A 14,751-nucleotide genomic window follows, 5' to 3' on the forward strand; every position below is an offset into this window, starting at 1 on the left:
CTATCGCAACCAGTTCACCGCCACGCCTTGGGACGTACCCTTCAGACCGCAACTCGCGCACCCAAAGCCGAAAGTGCTGGGCAGCCAAACCGCCGTAGTCACCGGCCCTGCAGGCGAAGAGATCCACTGTGATGAATACGGCCGCATCAAAGTGCAATTCCACTGGGATCGTGAAGGCCAGGGCAATGAGCAAACCAGCTGCTGGCTCAGAGTCTCTTCCAGCTGGGCCGGCAACCAATACGGTGGCATCGCCATCCCCAGAATCGGCATGGAAGTACTGATCACCTTCCTAGAAGGCGACCCAGACCAACCCCTGGTCACCGGCTGCCTGTACCACAAGACCCACCCCACACCTTACGAGCTGACCGCGCACAAAACCCGTAGCGTATTCAAAACTTTGAGCACGGCACCGGGGGGCGGCGGCGATGGCTACAACGAACTACGGATCGAAGACAAGAAAGGCGAAGAACAGATCTACCTGCACGCCCAGCGCGACTGGGACGAGAACATTGAGCACGACCAGAAAATCCGCGTCGGCAACCAGCGCCACGACCGCGTCGAAGCCAACAGCTACTCGGAATTCGTGGCCGAAGAACACCACACCACCCACGCAGACAGAAAGACCGAGCTCAAAGCCAACGACCATCTGACGGTGGGTACCAGCCAGCATATCAAGCTAGGCAACGCACAGCTGGCCAAGGCCGGCCGCGAGATTCATCTCAAGGCCGGACAGAAAATGGTTATCGAAGCGGGTAGCGAACTCACGCTAAAAGCCAACGGCAGCTTTATCAAGATCGATCCCAGTGGCGTGACCCTGAGCGGACCGGTGATCAAGATCAACTCCGGGGGTAGTGCTGGGCGTGGGTCAGGTAGCAGTATTATGCTGCCACTACTAGCGGGCGCGGCAGACAGCGATCAAGCTGGCGCCATAACAACCCCGGTATTTGCCAACGCGCAATTCAACCTGGCACGCCAGGCGCGGCTTCTTGGTGCTAGCCGCACCCCGGTCTGCGAAGCCTGTCGCGAAGGGGTGTGCCCCGTATGATTGAGCACACGCCAATCAACCCACAGAAATGGATGTCTGAACAACAGGCCAGTGGGCGCGAACTCTTTCTGACCATTGACCGCCTGGCGGAACCAGACCTGATCCCCGTTCTTTTTGGCCTGGATTTGATGCAGGAATACACCAATCTGTACACCGGCACAGGTTTTGACGACCTAAAACACATAGGCCCCTGGCTGATAAAGATGCCCAGTCACAATACGCAGGCATTCAGCTTTCTACTCGATACCCCGGAGCAAAACTGGGGCTGGCTGGCAAGCGCTGATAAGCTTGAGTTAGCAACACTGTGCACACACTGGCGTGAGCGTATGCTGATTACAGCGCCTGAGAAAAAATCCCTGTACCGCTTCCAGGATAACCGGGTTATCGCTCACCATCTTGTCAATCTGACAGCGCAACAGCGGCCCTTATTGATGGGGCCCTTGCACAGCCTGCTCTGCTGGCACCAGGACGGCTGGGCGGCATGGTATAACCCAGCCCCCGCGCTGCATCACCCACCTGCGAGCACACCCTGGCTGGATATCCCCGAACCGAGCGAAACCCGCAACGCCATTCGTCAACACAACCTGCAGCAATGGCTGTGGGAACAACATCCTGCAGCCGTCACCCAACTGGTGGCGCGCGAGCCTCTGCAGAACTGGCTGCAGCGTCAATTGCAGAATGCCCAAACCTGGGGCTGGGACTCTACTGAGCAAGTGCATTTTCTTCTGCAAAACCAGTTGAATACCCAGCTTGCCAACCAGCCATTCTGGACCGCCCAACCCGACGAAACGCCTGCAGCCCACTATCAGCGCTGCTGTAATACGCTGGCCAATACCGCGTCCCGGAGCAATCGATGAAGCTGCCCTTACTGTTATGCCTGAGCACTCTTACTCTTACTGCCTGCAGCTTTGCTGGGCACATGGCCAAGGAAGGGGCCTTGTCGCTCACCGAGCGCAGCGGGCGCGAATATTTCACCTTGGCTGGAAAGCTACCGGCTAACTTTAAACTTCAGGCGTCAGCACAGTACGGAGTGCTGGATGAGGAAAAATGCCAGGTACGCAACTTTGGCGTGAGTGGTACCAGCACCCGGACCATGGTCATTCAGCAAAACACAGCACTAAAGGATCATCCGCACAGCTTCAGCCTGAAAATCCCCCTGACTCACCATGTTGGCTTGTGTGATTCCGAGCTGTACCGGGTAGCGTTGTATGTTACTGGGCATTATGGCGAAGAGAGCTGGCAACAAGACAGGCACGGTGGCGGAATTGCCGTATTGGATACCCGCCCAGAGCATGCGCCAATGTTCGACAGCGATGGCAGCATGGAGCTGAGGGGAATGTGCATGTGGATGTTTCAACTCAGCACTGCACGTTCTCGCCAAGGTTTGATAAGCAAGCTTCTCCACTGCTCACAGCCGGATGAAAATTGGTCGCAGGATCATGATTTGTCCAAACGCAAGGGCTTGGGTGTCACCCTTGGTCGGCACGAGCTTGCGGGCAAAACTGTAAAACTGGAGATTCGTGAGGATCCGCAGGAGCGGCCTTCACGCCGGAACACGTGGATTCAATTCCCTGAGGGCTGGAAGCCCTGTGAACCTAAGCCGGGTGGCTGGATGAGATGCCAGGATCCTCCCGTATTCAAAACCTTTGAAATGAACGGCCAGGAATGCACCGTCTACCCCAACTGCACTGAGTAATCACGGATGAACGAATTACCCAACAGCGAGCAATCGAATACCTTGGAGTGTCCCTTAAGAAAACAATGGGTCAGTTTTCGTTTGGTCGATGAATTTGCTGAATCTCATGCCTATGCTGGATTGAAATACAATCTGCGTGACAGTCAAAACCAAGTTTACGAGGGCGTACTCGACAGTGACGGGTTTGTTCTAATCGAAGATGTATATTGTGGCCCGATGTTGCTCACTTTTTCATCACTTGCTTCAGTGTTTCCAGAGCCTTGGTATGAGCAACTTGCCATTAGAGAAAACTACCCCCTCCCTCTGACCGATTTACAAATCGCCGCAGAGCAATCCCCCATTGGCCCGCGCCGCAATGGAGAAAGCCTGACCTTTCTGGCAGAGCAACGCGCAGCGCAAGAAGGCGCGCGCTTTTTTCGAGTTGAAGTCAGCGATCTGGTTGAGGCCACCAAACATTTGCCGGACCCAGACGAAGCCTGGGGTCCGCGACCCAGCGCAGGCCTGAAGCAGGCAACCGGAGCAAAAAAAGATCAGCCCGGCATTGCCCTGGAGCCCAACCAGCACCATGTGCTGGAGGTCAAGGCACTCAGAGCCTATAGCCCAATCTTCTCAATATCACCCCACTTTTCCGCACTCAACGCCTATCACCTTGCGGTGATGAGTGTGCTCTCCTATGCGCCTTTCAGCACAGTTCGCAAAGGCACTGAACCAGCGTTGCCTCCACCTTACCTTGAGGCAGGAAGCATTGGTAATGTGTTGCGTGAGCAACTAGCATGTCAAATCAAGCCCACCTTATTCAACTCTGCCAGCTATCACTTATTGTCTGAAGAAGTGCCTTATTCAAAACGCCTCGAAGTAGTGCCTTTCGATCCGGAGCGCTATCCAGCTCAGGCTGAAGGAGAGACACCCGAAGACGAGCACTTTCTGCACGATGAAGCCACAGATACCCAAGCATTCATAACCCATAATGACAAAGTCATACTTATCTCGATTCGCGGTTCTGCCAGTACCCGCGATTGGCTGCGCGATTTTGATGCACGTCAGGTTCCAATAGTTGAGGGTATTGGTAATGCACATCGCGGATTTCATGATGCTTTCATTGCAGCAAAAGCGTTCATAGATCGTTACTTGGATCGTTTTCATTCTAACGATCAAACTATCATTGTCTGCGGTCATAGCCTTGGTGGTTCAATCGCGCTACTACTTGCAGAGCATGTACGTAAAATATGGTCTGGAAAAATACAGCTCTACACCTACGGTGCCCCCCGCGCCGGCGACAGCATTTTTGTGGAAAGCGCAAAGGATCTGGTTCATCACCGTATTATCAATAACAACGATCTCGTACCCTCTGTTCCCGCCACCTGGATGGATTCGGAATGGAAAATAGTCGTACCCTCAATCATCATGCTGCTGGCCTCGCTTGCGCCACCGATCAAGGCAACCAGCCTGCTGCTGGCCGGTCTTATCAATCTGAAAGGTGATCCCTACGAGCATCATGGCGAACAGCACTACTTCATGCCACGTAAGCATGGCGGCGGGAGCGAAGCCTCGATCCTTTGGCAGCCAGGCTGTCGGGCGCTTGAAGAAGGCGACTGTGCACGTTTCATAGCCAATCTCTCAATTGAGGGCGACATGGCTAAACGGCGAAGCTTCTTTGTGCAAATTGCGTCAGCCCCGCAGCACTTCAGCGACTCTGGTTACGCACGTGCAGCCTTGACCACGCTACTGCGCTGGAACGCCAGTTTGAGCCGTGAAGGTCAATTGTTTACAAAAGAAGAGACCGAGCAGCTGAGACCACAAATGACCAAGCTGGAGAGAGAGCTGGCAGACTGGGTTCCAGGTTCGTACGAGGAGTTCAGGCACCAGATACGCCTACGTCATGACTTCCGTTTTTACAATAAGACCGAAACAGAACTGCGCACGCTGTATAGCGAGGGCATAAATTCAGCATCGGGTATGCAAATCATACAACGACGCGAATTAACAAGAGCCCAGCAAAGGTTAACAGCACAAGCCAGCATTCCAATCACAGCTGCCGCTGTTTTTGGCGATCAGGCCGAACGGGAAGACCTGATCGAGCTGATGACCGAATGGCGTCAGGAAGAATTGAATAGAGAAGCAGAGCGCCTGGCAAGGCAGGAGCCATCTTCCTCCGCCGGCTACCAGTATGGCTGAAGCGCAGCCTGCCTTAGGCAGCAAGCCAACCCCTCTCAAGCTGCCAATTCCAACCGACAATGCTAAGATCCTGCCGCCTGCGTGATGGTTTGGTCGCGTTATTGGCGAATAGTGAGGTCGCGGCGCCCTGGGCGATACCGCATATAAACCCGATTGGTCAGAGGACAGGCCCGTGGCGTGCGGATCAGCAGTGGTGAGGTGGAAGTGGGCGGTGCTTGTGCTGTGGATAGCCTGGCTGTCTGCGGCGTGCACTGGCGAACCTGAGTATCAGTTCGAGCCACCCGTGGTGGCGGCAACCCAGAGCTATGATTATCAGCGCGATATCGCACCCATCCTCGAACATAAATGCATGGCCTGCCATGGCTGTTATGACGCGCCTTGTCAGCTGAAATTGACCAGCGCTGAAGGGCTGGAGCGTGGCGCCTCTTTATTGCCGGTGTATGACGGAAAACGATTGAAAGATATGCCGCCCACCCGTCTGGGTGTGGATGCGGGCTCTACGGCGGAGTGGCGAGGGAAGGGTTTTTTCTCGGTGCTGCATGATTCCGGAGGCGGCGAACTGAGCGGCCTTGAGGCGTCAGTGCTCTATCGGATGATCGAGTTGGGACGCAATAACCCTCTGTTGCCCAATAGCCGTCTGCCGGCTGAGCTGACGGTGGGTATTAAACGTAGCGACAGTTGCGCCGCAGTGAGCGAGTTTGATGACTACGCGGCCGAGCACCCCCATGGCGGCATGCCTTACGGTGCGACGGGTCTGACCGATGACGAGTTTGCGCGGCTCTCCCAGTGGATTGCCGAGGGTGCGGTGCTCAACCCGGTTGCCTACCTGCCGGGGGAAACCGAGCGGGCGGTGATCGAACGTTGGGAGAGCTTTTTCAATCAATCCGGCAACCGTGAGCAGTTGGTGGCGCGCTATCTGTTCGAGCACCTGTTTGCGGCGCATGTGTATTTTCCGGATGTGCCGGGGAGCCCGTTCTACGAACTGGTTCGCTCCACTACTGCGCCTGGTGAGCCGGTTAATCCGTTGAGAACCGTACGACCCAATGATGATCCCGAGCAGGCGTTCTACTATCGCCTGCAGCCGCTTCGCCAGGTCATCGTCGAGAAAAACCATATCGTTTATGCGCTGGATGATGCGCGGATGCAGCGTTATGACACGCTGTTCTTCGCGCCAGAGTGGCAGGTAAATGAGCTGCCCGGTTATCGCTATGTAGATCGCGCCAACCCTTTCGTTACCTTTGCGGCGATTCCTGCCCGCGCGCGTTATCAGTTTTTGCTCGATAACGCAGAGTATTTTGTGCGCAATTTTATTCGTGGCCCGGTGTGCCGCGGGCAAATTGCGACTGATGTAATCCGCGATCAGTTCTGGGTCGTGTTTGAAGATCCAGAGCAAGAGGCTTACGTCAACGACGCCGACTATCGTGCCAGGGTCAGCCCGTTGCTGGGTCTGCCTGGGCAGAAGAGCGATTTACTGTCGTTAGGCTCCGAATGGCTGGAATACAAGGCGCAACGCAACGACTATCTGGCGCTGCGCGGGGAGCACTATGCCGGGCGCAAGCCACAGGGCGCTACGCTGGATGAGTTGTGGGACGGTGACAACTGGAACCACGACGCTTTGCTGACTATCGTCCGCCACCACGACAGTGCCTCGGTGGTGCGTGGTTTGCTGGGTCGGGTGCCGCGCACGGTCTGGGTGATGGATTATCCGTTGCTGGAGCGCACCTATTATGAGCTGGTAGCCAATTTCAATGTGTTTGGCAGCGTATCGCATCAGGGCCAGACCCGTCTGTATTTTGATTTGATTCGCAATGGCGCAGAGCAGAACCTGCTGCGCTATATGCCGCCCGCAGCGCGTAAGGCGTTGTACGCCCACTGGTATCAGGGTGGGGCGAAGATCAAGCACAGGGTGACTTATGTCGATCCGGATCTAGCCACACCGGTCGCGATGGACTACCAGGGTGTCAAGGGTAATGCGGCGGTGATGGAGCGCTTCAGTGCGTTGTTGATGGAGCGTACGGCGCAGGTCAGCGGCGCACCGGACAGGCTGAATCGTTGTCTGAGCGGGAATTGCCTGCGCGCGGGTGTGAGTGCCGCGCAGCAACAGCTGGAGTCATTGCTGCAGCCGTTGGCGATGGCCGACGGCGCTAGCCTGCCGGTGATTCCGTTATTACCGGAAGTGACCTTTTTGCGGGTGACTGATGGCACGCAGCGCTGGGTTTACACTCTGTTGCACAATCGCGCGCACGCCAGCGTGGCCTTTTTGTATAGGGAGGAGTCGCGGTTGCTGCCAGACGAGGATACGCTGACGCTGGTCGAGGGCACCCTGGGCAGTTACCCCAATTTCAGTTTTGACGTGAGCCTGGAGCAGTTGCCCGACTTTGTTGCGAGCTTGTCGGCAATCAGCGAGCAAGAGGGTTTGCATGCCTTGGCTGATCGTTGGGGTGTGCGCCGTACCCATCCGCGGTTCTGGGACATTATGGCTGACTTCCAGCGCAGTAACGCAGAGCGCAATCCGGTTGAGGCTGGCTTGCTGGATCTCAACCGCTATCAGGACCTGTAGTGACGGCTAGCTATTCACCGATCAGGAAAAAGCCGACCTGCAACCATAGTCGGATCAACTGATCAGGGCATTGAGAACATGCGCTCCGGGCTCTTTCATTGAGTTCAAGCGCGAAATACGTCTGCGTCAACCCCCTCCCAATGCGTTAGCTCAAGTCGCGGCGTCTGGCCGCGCAATTTCTTTTTCTTCTCCGGTTTCTGCTGCTGGTGATCGGCGGTTGAAGCCAGATCCGAAGGTTTGAATAAAAGCGTTGACTTGATAAATAAAAAATACCACAATAGTCACATATTCAACATTCAGAGCAGGCGGTCGGAATGCATTCATCAGCATCAGTTCCCGGGGTAATCGATTCTGCCGATCAAATACGGTCTGGATCACTTACCCCTAGTGATTTGGTGGTTAATTGCGTTCGTTCAATAAAAGCCACAAACTCAACACTTAATGCGTTTGGTGATGTATACGAAAGCGAGGCTTTGCGGCAAGCAGCCGTCTTGTCCGATGAGGCTAGGTCCGGTGAATTCCGTGGGCCTTTGCACGGAGTTCCATTTGGGATCAAGGATTTGTTCTATACAAAGGGGTTGCCTACGAGTAGAGGATCCCTTACCGCCAAGGCATTTGTGCCTGACGAAGACGCTCCGATCATCCGTAGGTTGAAGGCAGCCGGGGCGATTATTCTTGGTAAGACTGCAACCACTGAGTTTGGTTGGAGTGGCTCGGGAACGTCCCGCGTTTTTGGTAATGGCCGCACGCCCTGGAATCCCGCTCTCAGTAGTGGCGGTTCCAGTTCCGGGTCTGCGATCGCGGTGGCGGCGCGGATGGTGCCGGCTGCCTTGGGGTCCGATGGGGGCGGGTCAGTCCGTATTCCCAGCGCATTTTGCGGCACCTTTGCGCTGAAAGGTAGCCTGGGTCGTATTCCAACCTGGCCGTGGTCTGCCACGGAGATGCTTAGTCACGCCGGTCCTATTACCAGAAGTGTTCGTGATAGCGCCTTGCTCTTTGATCTTCTCTCGGGGCCTGATCCGCTTGATCACCAGTCACTTCCAGCCGTGCAGCGGTCTTGTCTTGAGGCTTGCGACGAGCCGTTGCCAGTGTTGCGTATAGCCTTCTGCCCGACGCTGTTCAATGTGGATGTTGATCCTCAGGTAGCTGCTGCGGTTGCCAGCACTGTTGATAAGGCTGCCAGTGAGCTGGGTTGTGTGGTGGATTGCCTGTCTCTGGATTGGCAGGACCCTGTAAGCATTTTCGAGACGTTATGGGTCACGGGGCGCGGCATTGCCTACGGCGACGCGTTGAAGGATCGAATGCACGAGCTGGACCCAGGCTTTGCTCGACTGATCACAGCATCTGCACGCTATCAATTGAGTGATTACCTGGATGCTATGAAAAAGCGGGCGGCCTTTGCTAGCCAGGTCCATATGCTATTTGAACAGTATGATTTGCTGATAACACCTACCGTGCCTGTGTTGCCTTTTCCGGCTGATGCTGAGGGTCCGGAAGGTATCGACTACCCGGCAGAAAGTGCAGTGCCTTGGGCTGCATGGACGCCATTTACTTACCCGTTCAACTTGTCAGGCAATCCTGCGGCGAGCTTGCCTTGCGGCTGGAGTCGAGAAGGTTTGCCAATCGGGTTGCAGGTGATAGGACGTCGTTTTGATGAGGCTGGGGTGCTGCAGTTCTGCGCTGCGCTGGAGTCCATCAATCCCTGGTTGCAAAGAATACCACCTGAGTAGTTCCGTGTTTTACCGGAGCAGGTCATAAGAAACCCGCCCGTTTATGTCCTTTGAAAACTGCCTTTTACACATCCATGTAAGAGGAAACCTGTATGTCCAACATAAGTCGTAGGAAGTTTCTGAAAGGGGCAACACTGGCGGGCGCTGCGGCCATGGCATGGCGGGTTAATCCCGACTTTCTGATGTCGTCAGCCTATGCCGCAGAAGGCAGGAGTCTTACCTTTTACTCCGCTGAAAATTTGACGGGTAATTGGGATCCTTCTTCGCACAGTACCTTGGCTCAGATGAATCTGGAGAGCTTCATTTTCGGCACGTTGACTCGTGCGCCAATGACCGTGGACAACCCGTCCGAGCTGCGGATGGAATTGGCGGAGTCGCTGGAAAACATTGATCGGCATACGCTTGAGATCAAACTCAAACAGGGTATCAGTTTTCATGATGGTCAGCCCTTCACAGCCAGGGACGTCAAGGCTACTTTCGAGTATGCGTCGCGTCCGGATCGCCCCGCAGCGAACTACCCCGGTGTGTGCACGGTTGAGATCATTGACGACTACACCTGTCGGATAAACACCAGTGAAGCTGATTATCCCGCGAGCCTATATCTGCTGCTGTCTTCATTCCTGCCGATCATGTGCGCGGAAGATATCGAAGCTGGCAGATTGTCGAGCAAGCCTAATGGTACTGGTCCTTTCCGGTTCGTGGAGCAGCGTGGCAACAACTCTGTGCTCGCAGCGTTCGAGGGCTACTATCTGGGCAAGCCAAAAATTCCCGAACTGAATTTTGTATTTGTCGGTGACTCCAACACGCGGGTCATGGCTCTGCTGAATGGTGAGGCAGATCTGATCGAGCGCCTGGAGCCCGAGCAGATAAGCACCATCCAGGGTCGCGCGGATCTTGCCTTGCACAAGCTAGTTTCGGTGGAAAACAAGTACTTGTGGTTCCGCTGCTCCAAACCACCATTCAATGATCAACGTTTACGTTTGGCCGTTTGTCATGCGATTGACCGAGATATGATCAATGAGATCATGGGCGAAGCAGGGCATCCCTGCGCCTCGCATATATCGCCGGTCAAGTTCGGCTACGCCGATGTGCCGGATTACCCGGAATTTGATCCTGCGAGATGTCAGGAGTTGCTTGCCGAGGCGGGATTCCCGAACGGTCAGGGCTTGCCGCCTCTGGACTACATAACGTCCGTGGGTTTTTACCCGAAAACCCAGGAGTACGGCGAAATGATCACCGCCATGCTTCAGGCCCAGGGCTTCCCTGTCACGCTCAATGTGATGGAAGTGGCGGCGTGGAACGAGCGGCTTTATGACCGACCTGGTGGTGGGCCGGGCCACATGATTGATTGCGGTTGGGCTTCAGGCTCTCCAGAGCCGGATCTGGTCCTGCGTACGCACTTCCACTCGAGCTCCAAACGCATCACGGGTATCGAGGATGCTGAAATTGATGCGGCGCTGGACAAGGAGCAGGGCATAGAGTCGCTCGAAGAGCGGGAAAAGGTGATCCAGACCGAAACCTTGCCTTTGATTGCGGCCAAAGCGCCTTCATATGCACTTTTCACCTCAGTGTTTTTTCATGGCATGCGGGCTGATCTTCAGGGCTTGTTCATCTATCCCAACGGACAGATGAACGCGAGCCAAGCCGCTTTCGTCTGAGCAACACAGCCTTCCCGCCTGCCAGGGCGGGGAGGTTACACAATCAACGGTTAGAGGTGAGCACAGTGCAGCACTTGTATTACCTGAGCAAAAGATTGGGCCAGGGCGTAATAATCATATTGGTAGTGTCCTTCCTGATTTTCACGCTGCTGCGAGTGATGTCAGGGGACCCTGTGCGGTTGATTGTCGGCGGTATGGCTCCGGATCATGTTGTTGAAGAAGTGGCCGAACAGCTGGGCTTGCGAGATCCGATGCTGATCCAGTATGGCCGCTATCTGAAAGGGCTGCTCCAGGGCGATATGGGGCAATCGTTCATTCGTCCGAAGAGTGGGGCGACCATGGGCGGAGCTGCATTCGACGATCCGACGCGCAGCGAGCGGGCCGAGGTGGCAGGCCTGATCGCGAGCGCCTTGCCCTTTACCCTGCAGTTGGCCGGGCTGGCTTTGCTGCTGGCCCTGGTGGTGTCGTTGTTGCTGGGTATCCCGGCCGGGCTTAATCCTGGCAAATGGCAGGACAAGCTGGCGTTCTTTACTGGATCGACCTTTGTCTCACTACCCAATTTCTGGTTGGGCATTGTTCTTATTCTGGTCTTGTCTATTCAGCTTAATCTCATGCCGGCCATTGGTTACCGCAATTTCCACTACACATGGCTGCCAGCCATTGTGCTTGCGGTAGAGATTATTCCCTTTATCACCCGGACGCTTTCGGTTTCGATCGCCGAGATCATGACCAAACCTTTTATTGCTGCGGCTTCTGCTCGCGGTATAGGACGCAAACGGATCATCTATGGCCATGCTCTACGCAATGCAAGCATTCCGGTACTCAATCTGCTGGGTATTCAGTTATCTACGCTGATTGGCGGGGTGCTCGTCGTCGAGTTCATTTTTGATTATCCGGGGCTGGGTTTGCTCACTATCCAAGCTGTTCTTCAACGGGATTTTCCGCTGATTCAAGGCATAGCCATCATGACGGCCGTGATCTTTGTGTGCATCAACATCGTAGTGGACTTTATCGCCGTACTTATCGACCCCCGTCTGGACCATTGATATGAACAGTTCCGAATTGAGCGCCAGTGCTACGAACGCGTCGGCAACCCCAATTACGCCTAAGGTCTACCTGTCACCGGCCAGGCAGATTCTAGGTCTGGCCTTGAGCTCCTGGGGCGGGCGAATCGGCTTGTTGATATTTCTTTTCATGACCATCGGTTGTCTGGTCTATCCCGCGTTGTCGGGGATCGATCCCGTAGCGATGAACATTCAAGCGCGTTTTCTTCCGCCGCTGGGTTTTGAAGGTAGCAGTTGGGCGCACCCCCTGGGTACGGATCAGCTGGGGCGCGATATGCTGGTGCGAGCGTGTATTGGCTTGCGCTATTCGCTGTTGATCGGGATCTGCACTGTAGTACTGATGCTGCTGATTGGCTGCGTACTTGGCACCGTAGCGGGTTTCAAGGGCGGCTGGACTGACACCATCATCATGCGGCTGACCGATGTTCAGCTGTCAATTCCCATGATCATTCTGGCCATCGCAGTGCTGGGCTCCTCCCGACCCAGTGTGCCGGCGATCATTGTTGTGCTGGCGTTATCCGGTTGGCCGCTTTATTCGCGCGTCGTGCGCAGCGCAGCGCTGGCTGAACGTAACCGGGATTACGTACTCAGCGCCCGCATCCTCGGAGCCTCGGACTGGCGAATCATCGGCCTGTTGGTGGTGCCCAATATTATTCCTCCAGTGCTGTTTGTCGCCGTTCTTGATATCGCGCGCATGGTGATTTTCGAGTCCATTCTCGGCTTTCTCGGTCTGGGTGTTCAGCCCCCTACACCGACCTTTGGCAATGTGATTGCCGACGGCCGCAAATACCTTATCAACGCATGGTGGATCGCGACCACACCAGGTGTGCTGCTAGTGCTGATTCTGACCAGTATCAATCTGATGGGGTCTGCTCTGGAACGAGCGCGTAATCGGGTGTATGGAGGCCAATTGTGAAAACGCTGAATCCGGTAGTAGTTCAGGGTCTCGGCATTCAGACCAGGCAGCCCGAAGGGCGCAGGCTGATACAGGACATATCCCTGCGTATAGAACCAGGCCGTATCCTGGCGATCATTGGTGAAAGCGGCACCGGCAAGACGGTACTGGCCAGGTGTCTGGCCGGGTGGTTGCCCGCCGGGCTGGATATCGCCAGTGGCAGTATCTCTGTCGGGGGTGAACAGTTCAGTGGCGCCAACCTCCCGGACATGAGCAAGTTGCGTGGTCGAAGCATCGGTTATGTGGGGGGAGACCCCAACAATGCTCTGGATCCTACATTACCCGTGGGGCAGCAATTGATCGAAAAGCTCAGGGCGGTCAAAAGCGGCGTGAGCAAGCACACCGCCCGGCAGCAGGTACTGGATCTGTTGCATGACGTGCGCATTCCTTCGCCGGAAGCACGTATGGAGGAGTATCCCTTCCAGTTCAGCGGCGGCATGCTGCAGCGAGTCATGATAGTAGACGCTCTGCTGGGGGAACCGGCGTTTCTGATTGCAGACAATATTACTCAGCCGCTGGACGTAACCATTGGTGCGCAAATACTCCGATTGATGCGTCGTGTGGCCCTTGAGCACAACACCGCGATTCTGTATCTGACCAATTCCCCCGCCATCGCCCGTGATGTGGCCGACGATATCGCTGTGCTTGCTGATACCCGGCTGGTTGAGCAGGCGCCTAGCGCAGTACTGGTCAAGCAACCGCAGCATGAGGCTACGCTACGCCTGATTGCGCAGCAGCCGGGTATCTGGAGCGCATCATCACCCCGTCGCGACAAGGTTCACGAAGTCCGTCGACCGTCCATGGCAGTGCTGGATGTGGCGCAGACTTACTATCATCGCAAGCGTGCGGTGCAGGCGGTTCGCCAAGCCACCTTTGACGTTTTCCCCGGCGAAAACTTTGCTCTAGTCGGAGAGTCCGGGTGCGGAAAATCAACATTGACGCGGATGCTTTCCTGGCTGGAAAAGCCTGAACGGGGAGACATTGAATTATTCGGCACTTCACTGTCGTCGCAAAGCCGCAAGCAAATTACGGCCTTGCGCAAGGATTTTCAGCTGTTGCTGCAAGACCCGTTTAACTCGTTGCCACCACGCATGACGGTCGGCCGGATGATCGCTGAGTCGCTGCTGATTCATGGGGGTGTGGCAAAACAGGAGGTACGCCGCAGGGTGTTGGAGACCATGCAGGAGGTTGGGCTAGACAGTGACCTGCATGACCAACTGGCCATTGGGCTCAATGGCGCACAACGCCAGAGGATTGCCATCGCCAGGGCGCTTATTCTCGAGCCCAAGTTGATTATTCTGGACGAGACACTGAGTTCGCTGGATCCCGGCGAGCAACAGAAACTTCTGCAGTTGTTTGATCGTCTGCAGCAGGCCCATGATCTGACTTACATTTTTATCTCCCACGATCTGGCGATGGTGCGCCGCAGTTGTGACCGCATCGCCGTTATGTACCTGGGGGAAATAGTCGAGATCGCAGATAACCAAACGTTGTTCAACAACCCTGCTCATCCCTATACCCGTGCGCTGTTGAGTGCGGTCGCGACCCTGGAATCCAATCCGTTTGATCCTCGTGAGCACCTGCTTGAGGGCGAGCCTCCAAGCCCCATCGATATTCCGGATGGCTGCGCATTTCGCTCACGCTGTCCGGTCGCGTTGCCAGTCTGTGCGCAGGTATCACCGCTACTGCTGAAGCGTGCCGGGCAGCCGGGTTTCGTCGCCTGCCACAACAGCGAGTGTGCTCAGGAGCGGGTAGAAATGATCGCCAGGAGCGAGGCATGAGCCTGCGTCTGGACAGGGTCACAGACACGCCCCTACCTGACTTCGGCAGGGTGATCAGTCAGACTGGATGCTTTTCCCTCATATGGA

Annotated in this window: 11 protein-coding genes; 10 read left to right on the forward strand and 1 reads right to left on the reverse strand. The window is 55.6% G+C overall.

Annotated features, from left to right (window positions below):
- The 5 genes from tssI to K787_RS0118590 form a co-directional block, all read left to right on the forward strand.
- Positions 1–1,045: type VI secretion system tip protein TssI/VgrG (tssI, locus tag K787_RS23715; RefSeq protein ID WP_022964309.1), on the forward strand; the 1,045-nt coding region annotated here is incomplete at its 5' end.
- Positions 1,042–1,902: a DUF4123 domain-containing protein gene (locus K787_RS0118570; RefSeq protein WP_022964310.1), complete on the forward strand. Its 861-nt coding sequence runs from the start codon at positions 1,042–1,044 to the stop codon at positions 1,900–1,902. The genes tssI and K787_RS0118570, both read left to right, overlap by 4 nt.
- 80 nt (positions 1,903–1,982) lie before the next feature.
- Positions 1,983–2,741, forward strand: a complete 759-nt coding sequence (locus tag K787_RS24410; protein ID WP_235801960.1) for a hypothetical protein — start codon at positions 1,983–1,985, stop codon at positions 2,739–2,741.
- Between the two features lie 6 nt (positions 2,742–2,747).
- Positions 2,748–4,916 carry a lipase family protein gene (locus tag K787_RS23725; protein ID WP_022964312.1) on the forward strand — a complete coding sequence of 723 codons (2,169 nt, stop codon included), beginning with the start codon at positions 2,748–2,750 and terminating at the stop codon, positions 4,914–4,916.
- A gap of 283 nt (positions 4,917–5,199) precedes the next feature.
- Entirely contained in the window at positions 5,200–7,476 is a 2,277-nt protein-coding gene (locus K787_RS0118590) for a fatty acid cis/trans isomerase (RefSeq protein ID WP_370736753.1), read from the forward strand.
- 150 nt (positions 7,477–7,626) lie between these two features.
- Here the strand turns inward: K787_RS0118590 and K787_RS25245 are convergent, their stop codons facing one another.
- Positions 7,627–7,854, reverse strand: coding sequence for a hypothetical protein (locus K787_RS25245; protein ID WP_169337544.1), 228 nt, complete (start codon positions 7,852–7,854; stop codon positions 7,627–7,629).
- Here K787_RS25245 and K787_RS0118595 point away from each other — a divergent pair.
- The 5 genes from K787_RS0118595 (at position 7,791) to K787_RS23730 (ending at position 14,664) form a co-directional block, all read left to right on the forward strand.
- Positions 7,791–9,206: an amidase gene (locus K787_RS0118595; protein ID WP_040641134.1), complete on the forward strand. Its 1,416-nt coding sequence runs from the start codon at positions 7,791–7,793 to the stop codon at positions 9,204–9,206. The two genes, K787_RS25245 and K787_RS0118595, sit on opposite strands and share 64 nt — an antisense overlap.
- Positions 9,207–9,298: 92 nt before the next feature.
- A complete protein-coding gene (locus K787_RS0118600) occupies positions 9,299–10,864 on the forward strand; it encodes an ABC transporter substrate-binding protein (protein ID WP_022964317.1) in 1,566 nt (521 codons plus the stop codon).
- Between the two features lie 65 nt (positions 10,865–10,929).
- Positions 10,930–11,910, forward strand: coding sequence for an ABC transporter permease (locus K787_RS0118605; protein ID WP_022964318.1), 981 nt, complete (start codon positions 10,930–10,932; stop codon positions 11,908–11,910).
- Position 11,911: 1 nt separating this feature from the next.
- Positions 11,912–12,844, forward strand: coding sequence for an ABC transporter permease (locus K787_RS0118610; RefSeq protein ID WP_022964319.1), 933 nt, complete (start codon positions 11,912–11,914; stop codon positions 12,842–12,844).
- Positions 12,841–14,664 (forward strand): ABC transporter ATP-binding protein, encoded by a 1,824-nt coding sequence (locus K787_RS23730; RefSeq protein ID WP_022964320.1) that lies wholly within the window; start codon positions 12,841–12,843, stop codon positions 14,662–14,664. Before K787_RS0118610 ends, K787_RS23730 begins: the two co-directional genes overlap by 4 nt.
- Positions 14,665–14,751: the final 87 nt, after the last annotated feature.

The sequence above is a fragment of the Halopseudomonas pelagia CL-AP6 genome (assembly GCF_000410875.1).
GTDB lineage: Bacteria > Pseudomonadota > Gammaproteobacteria > Pseudomonadales > Pseudomonadaceae > Halopseudomonas > Halopseudomonas pelagia.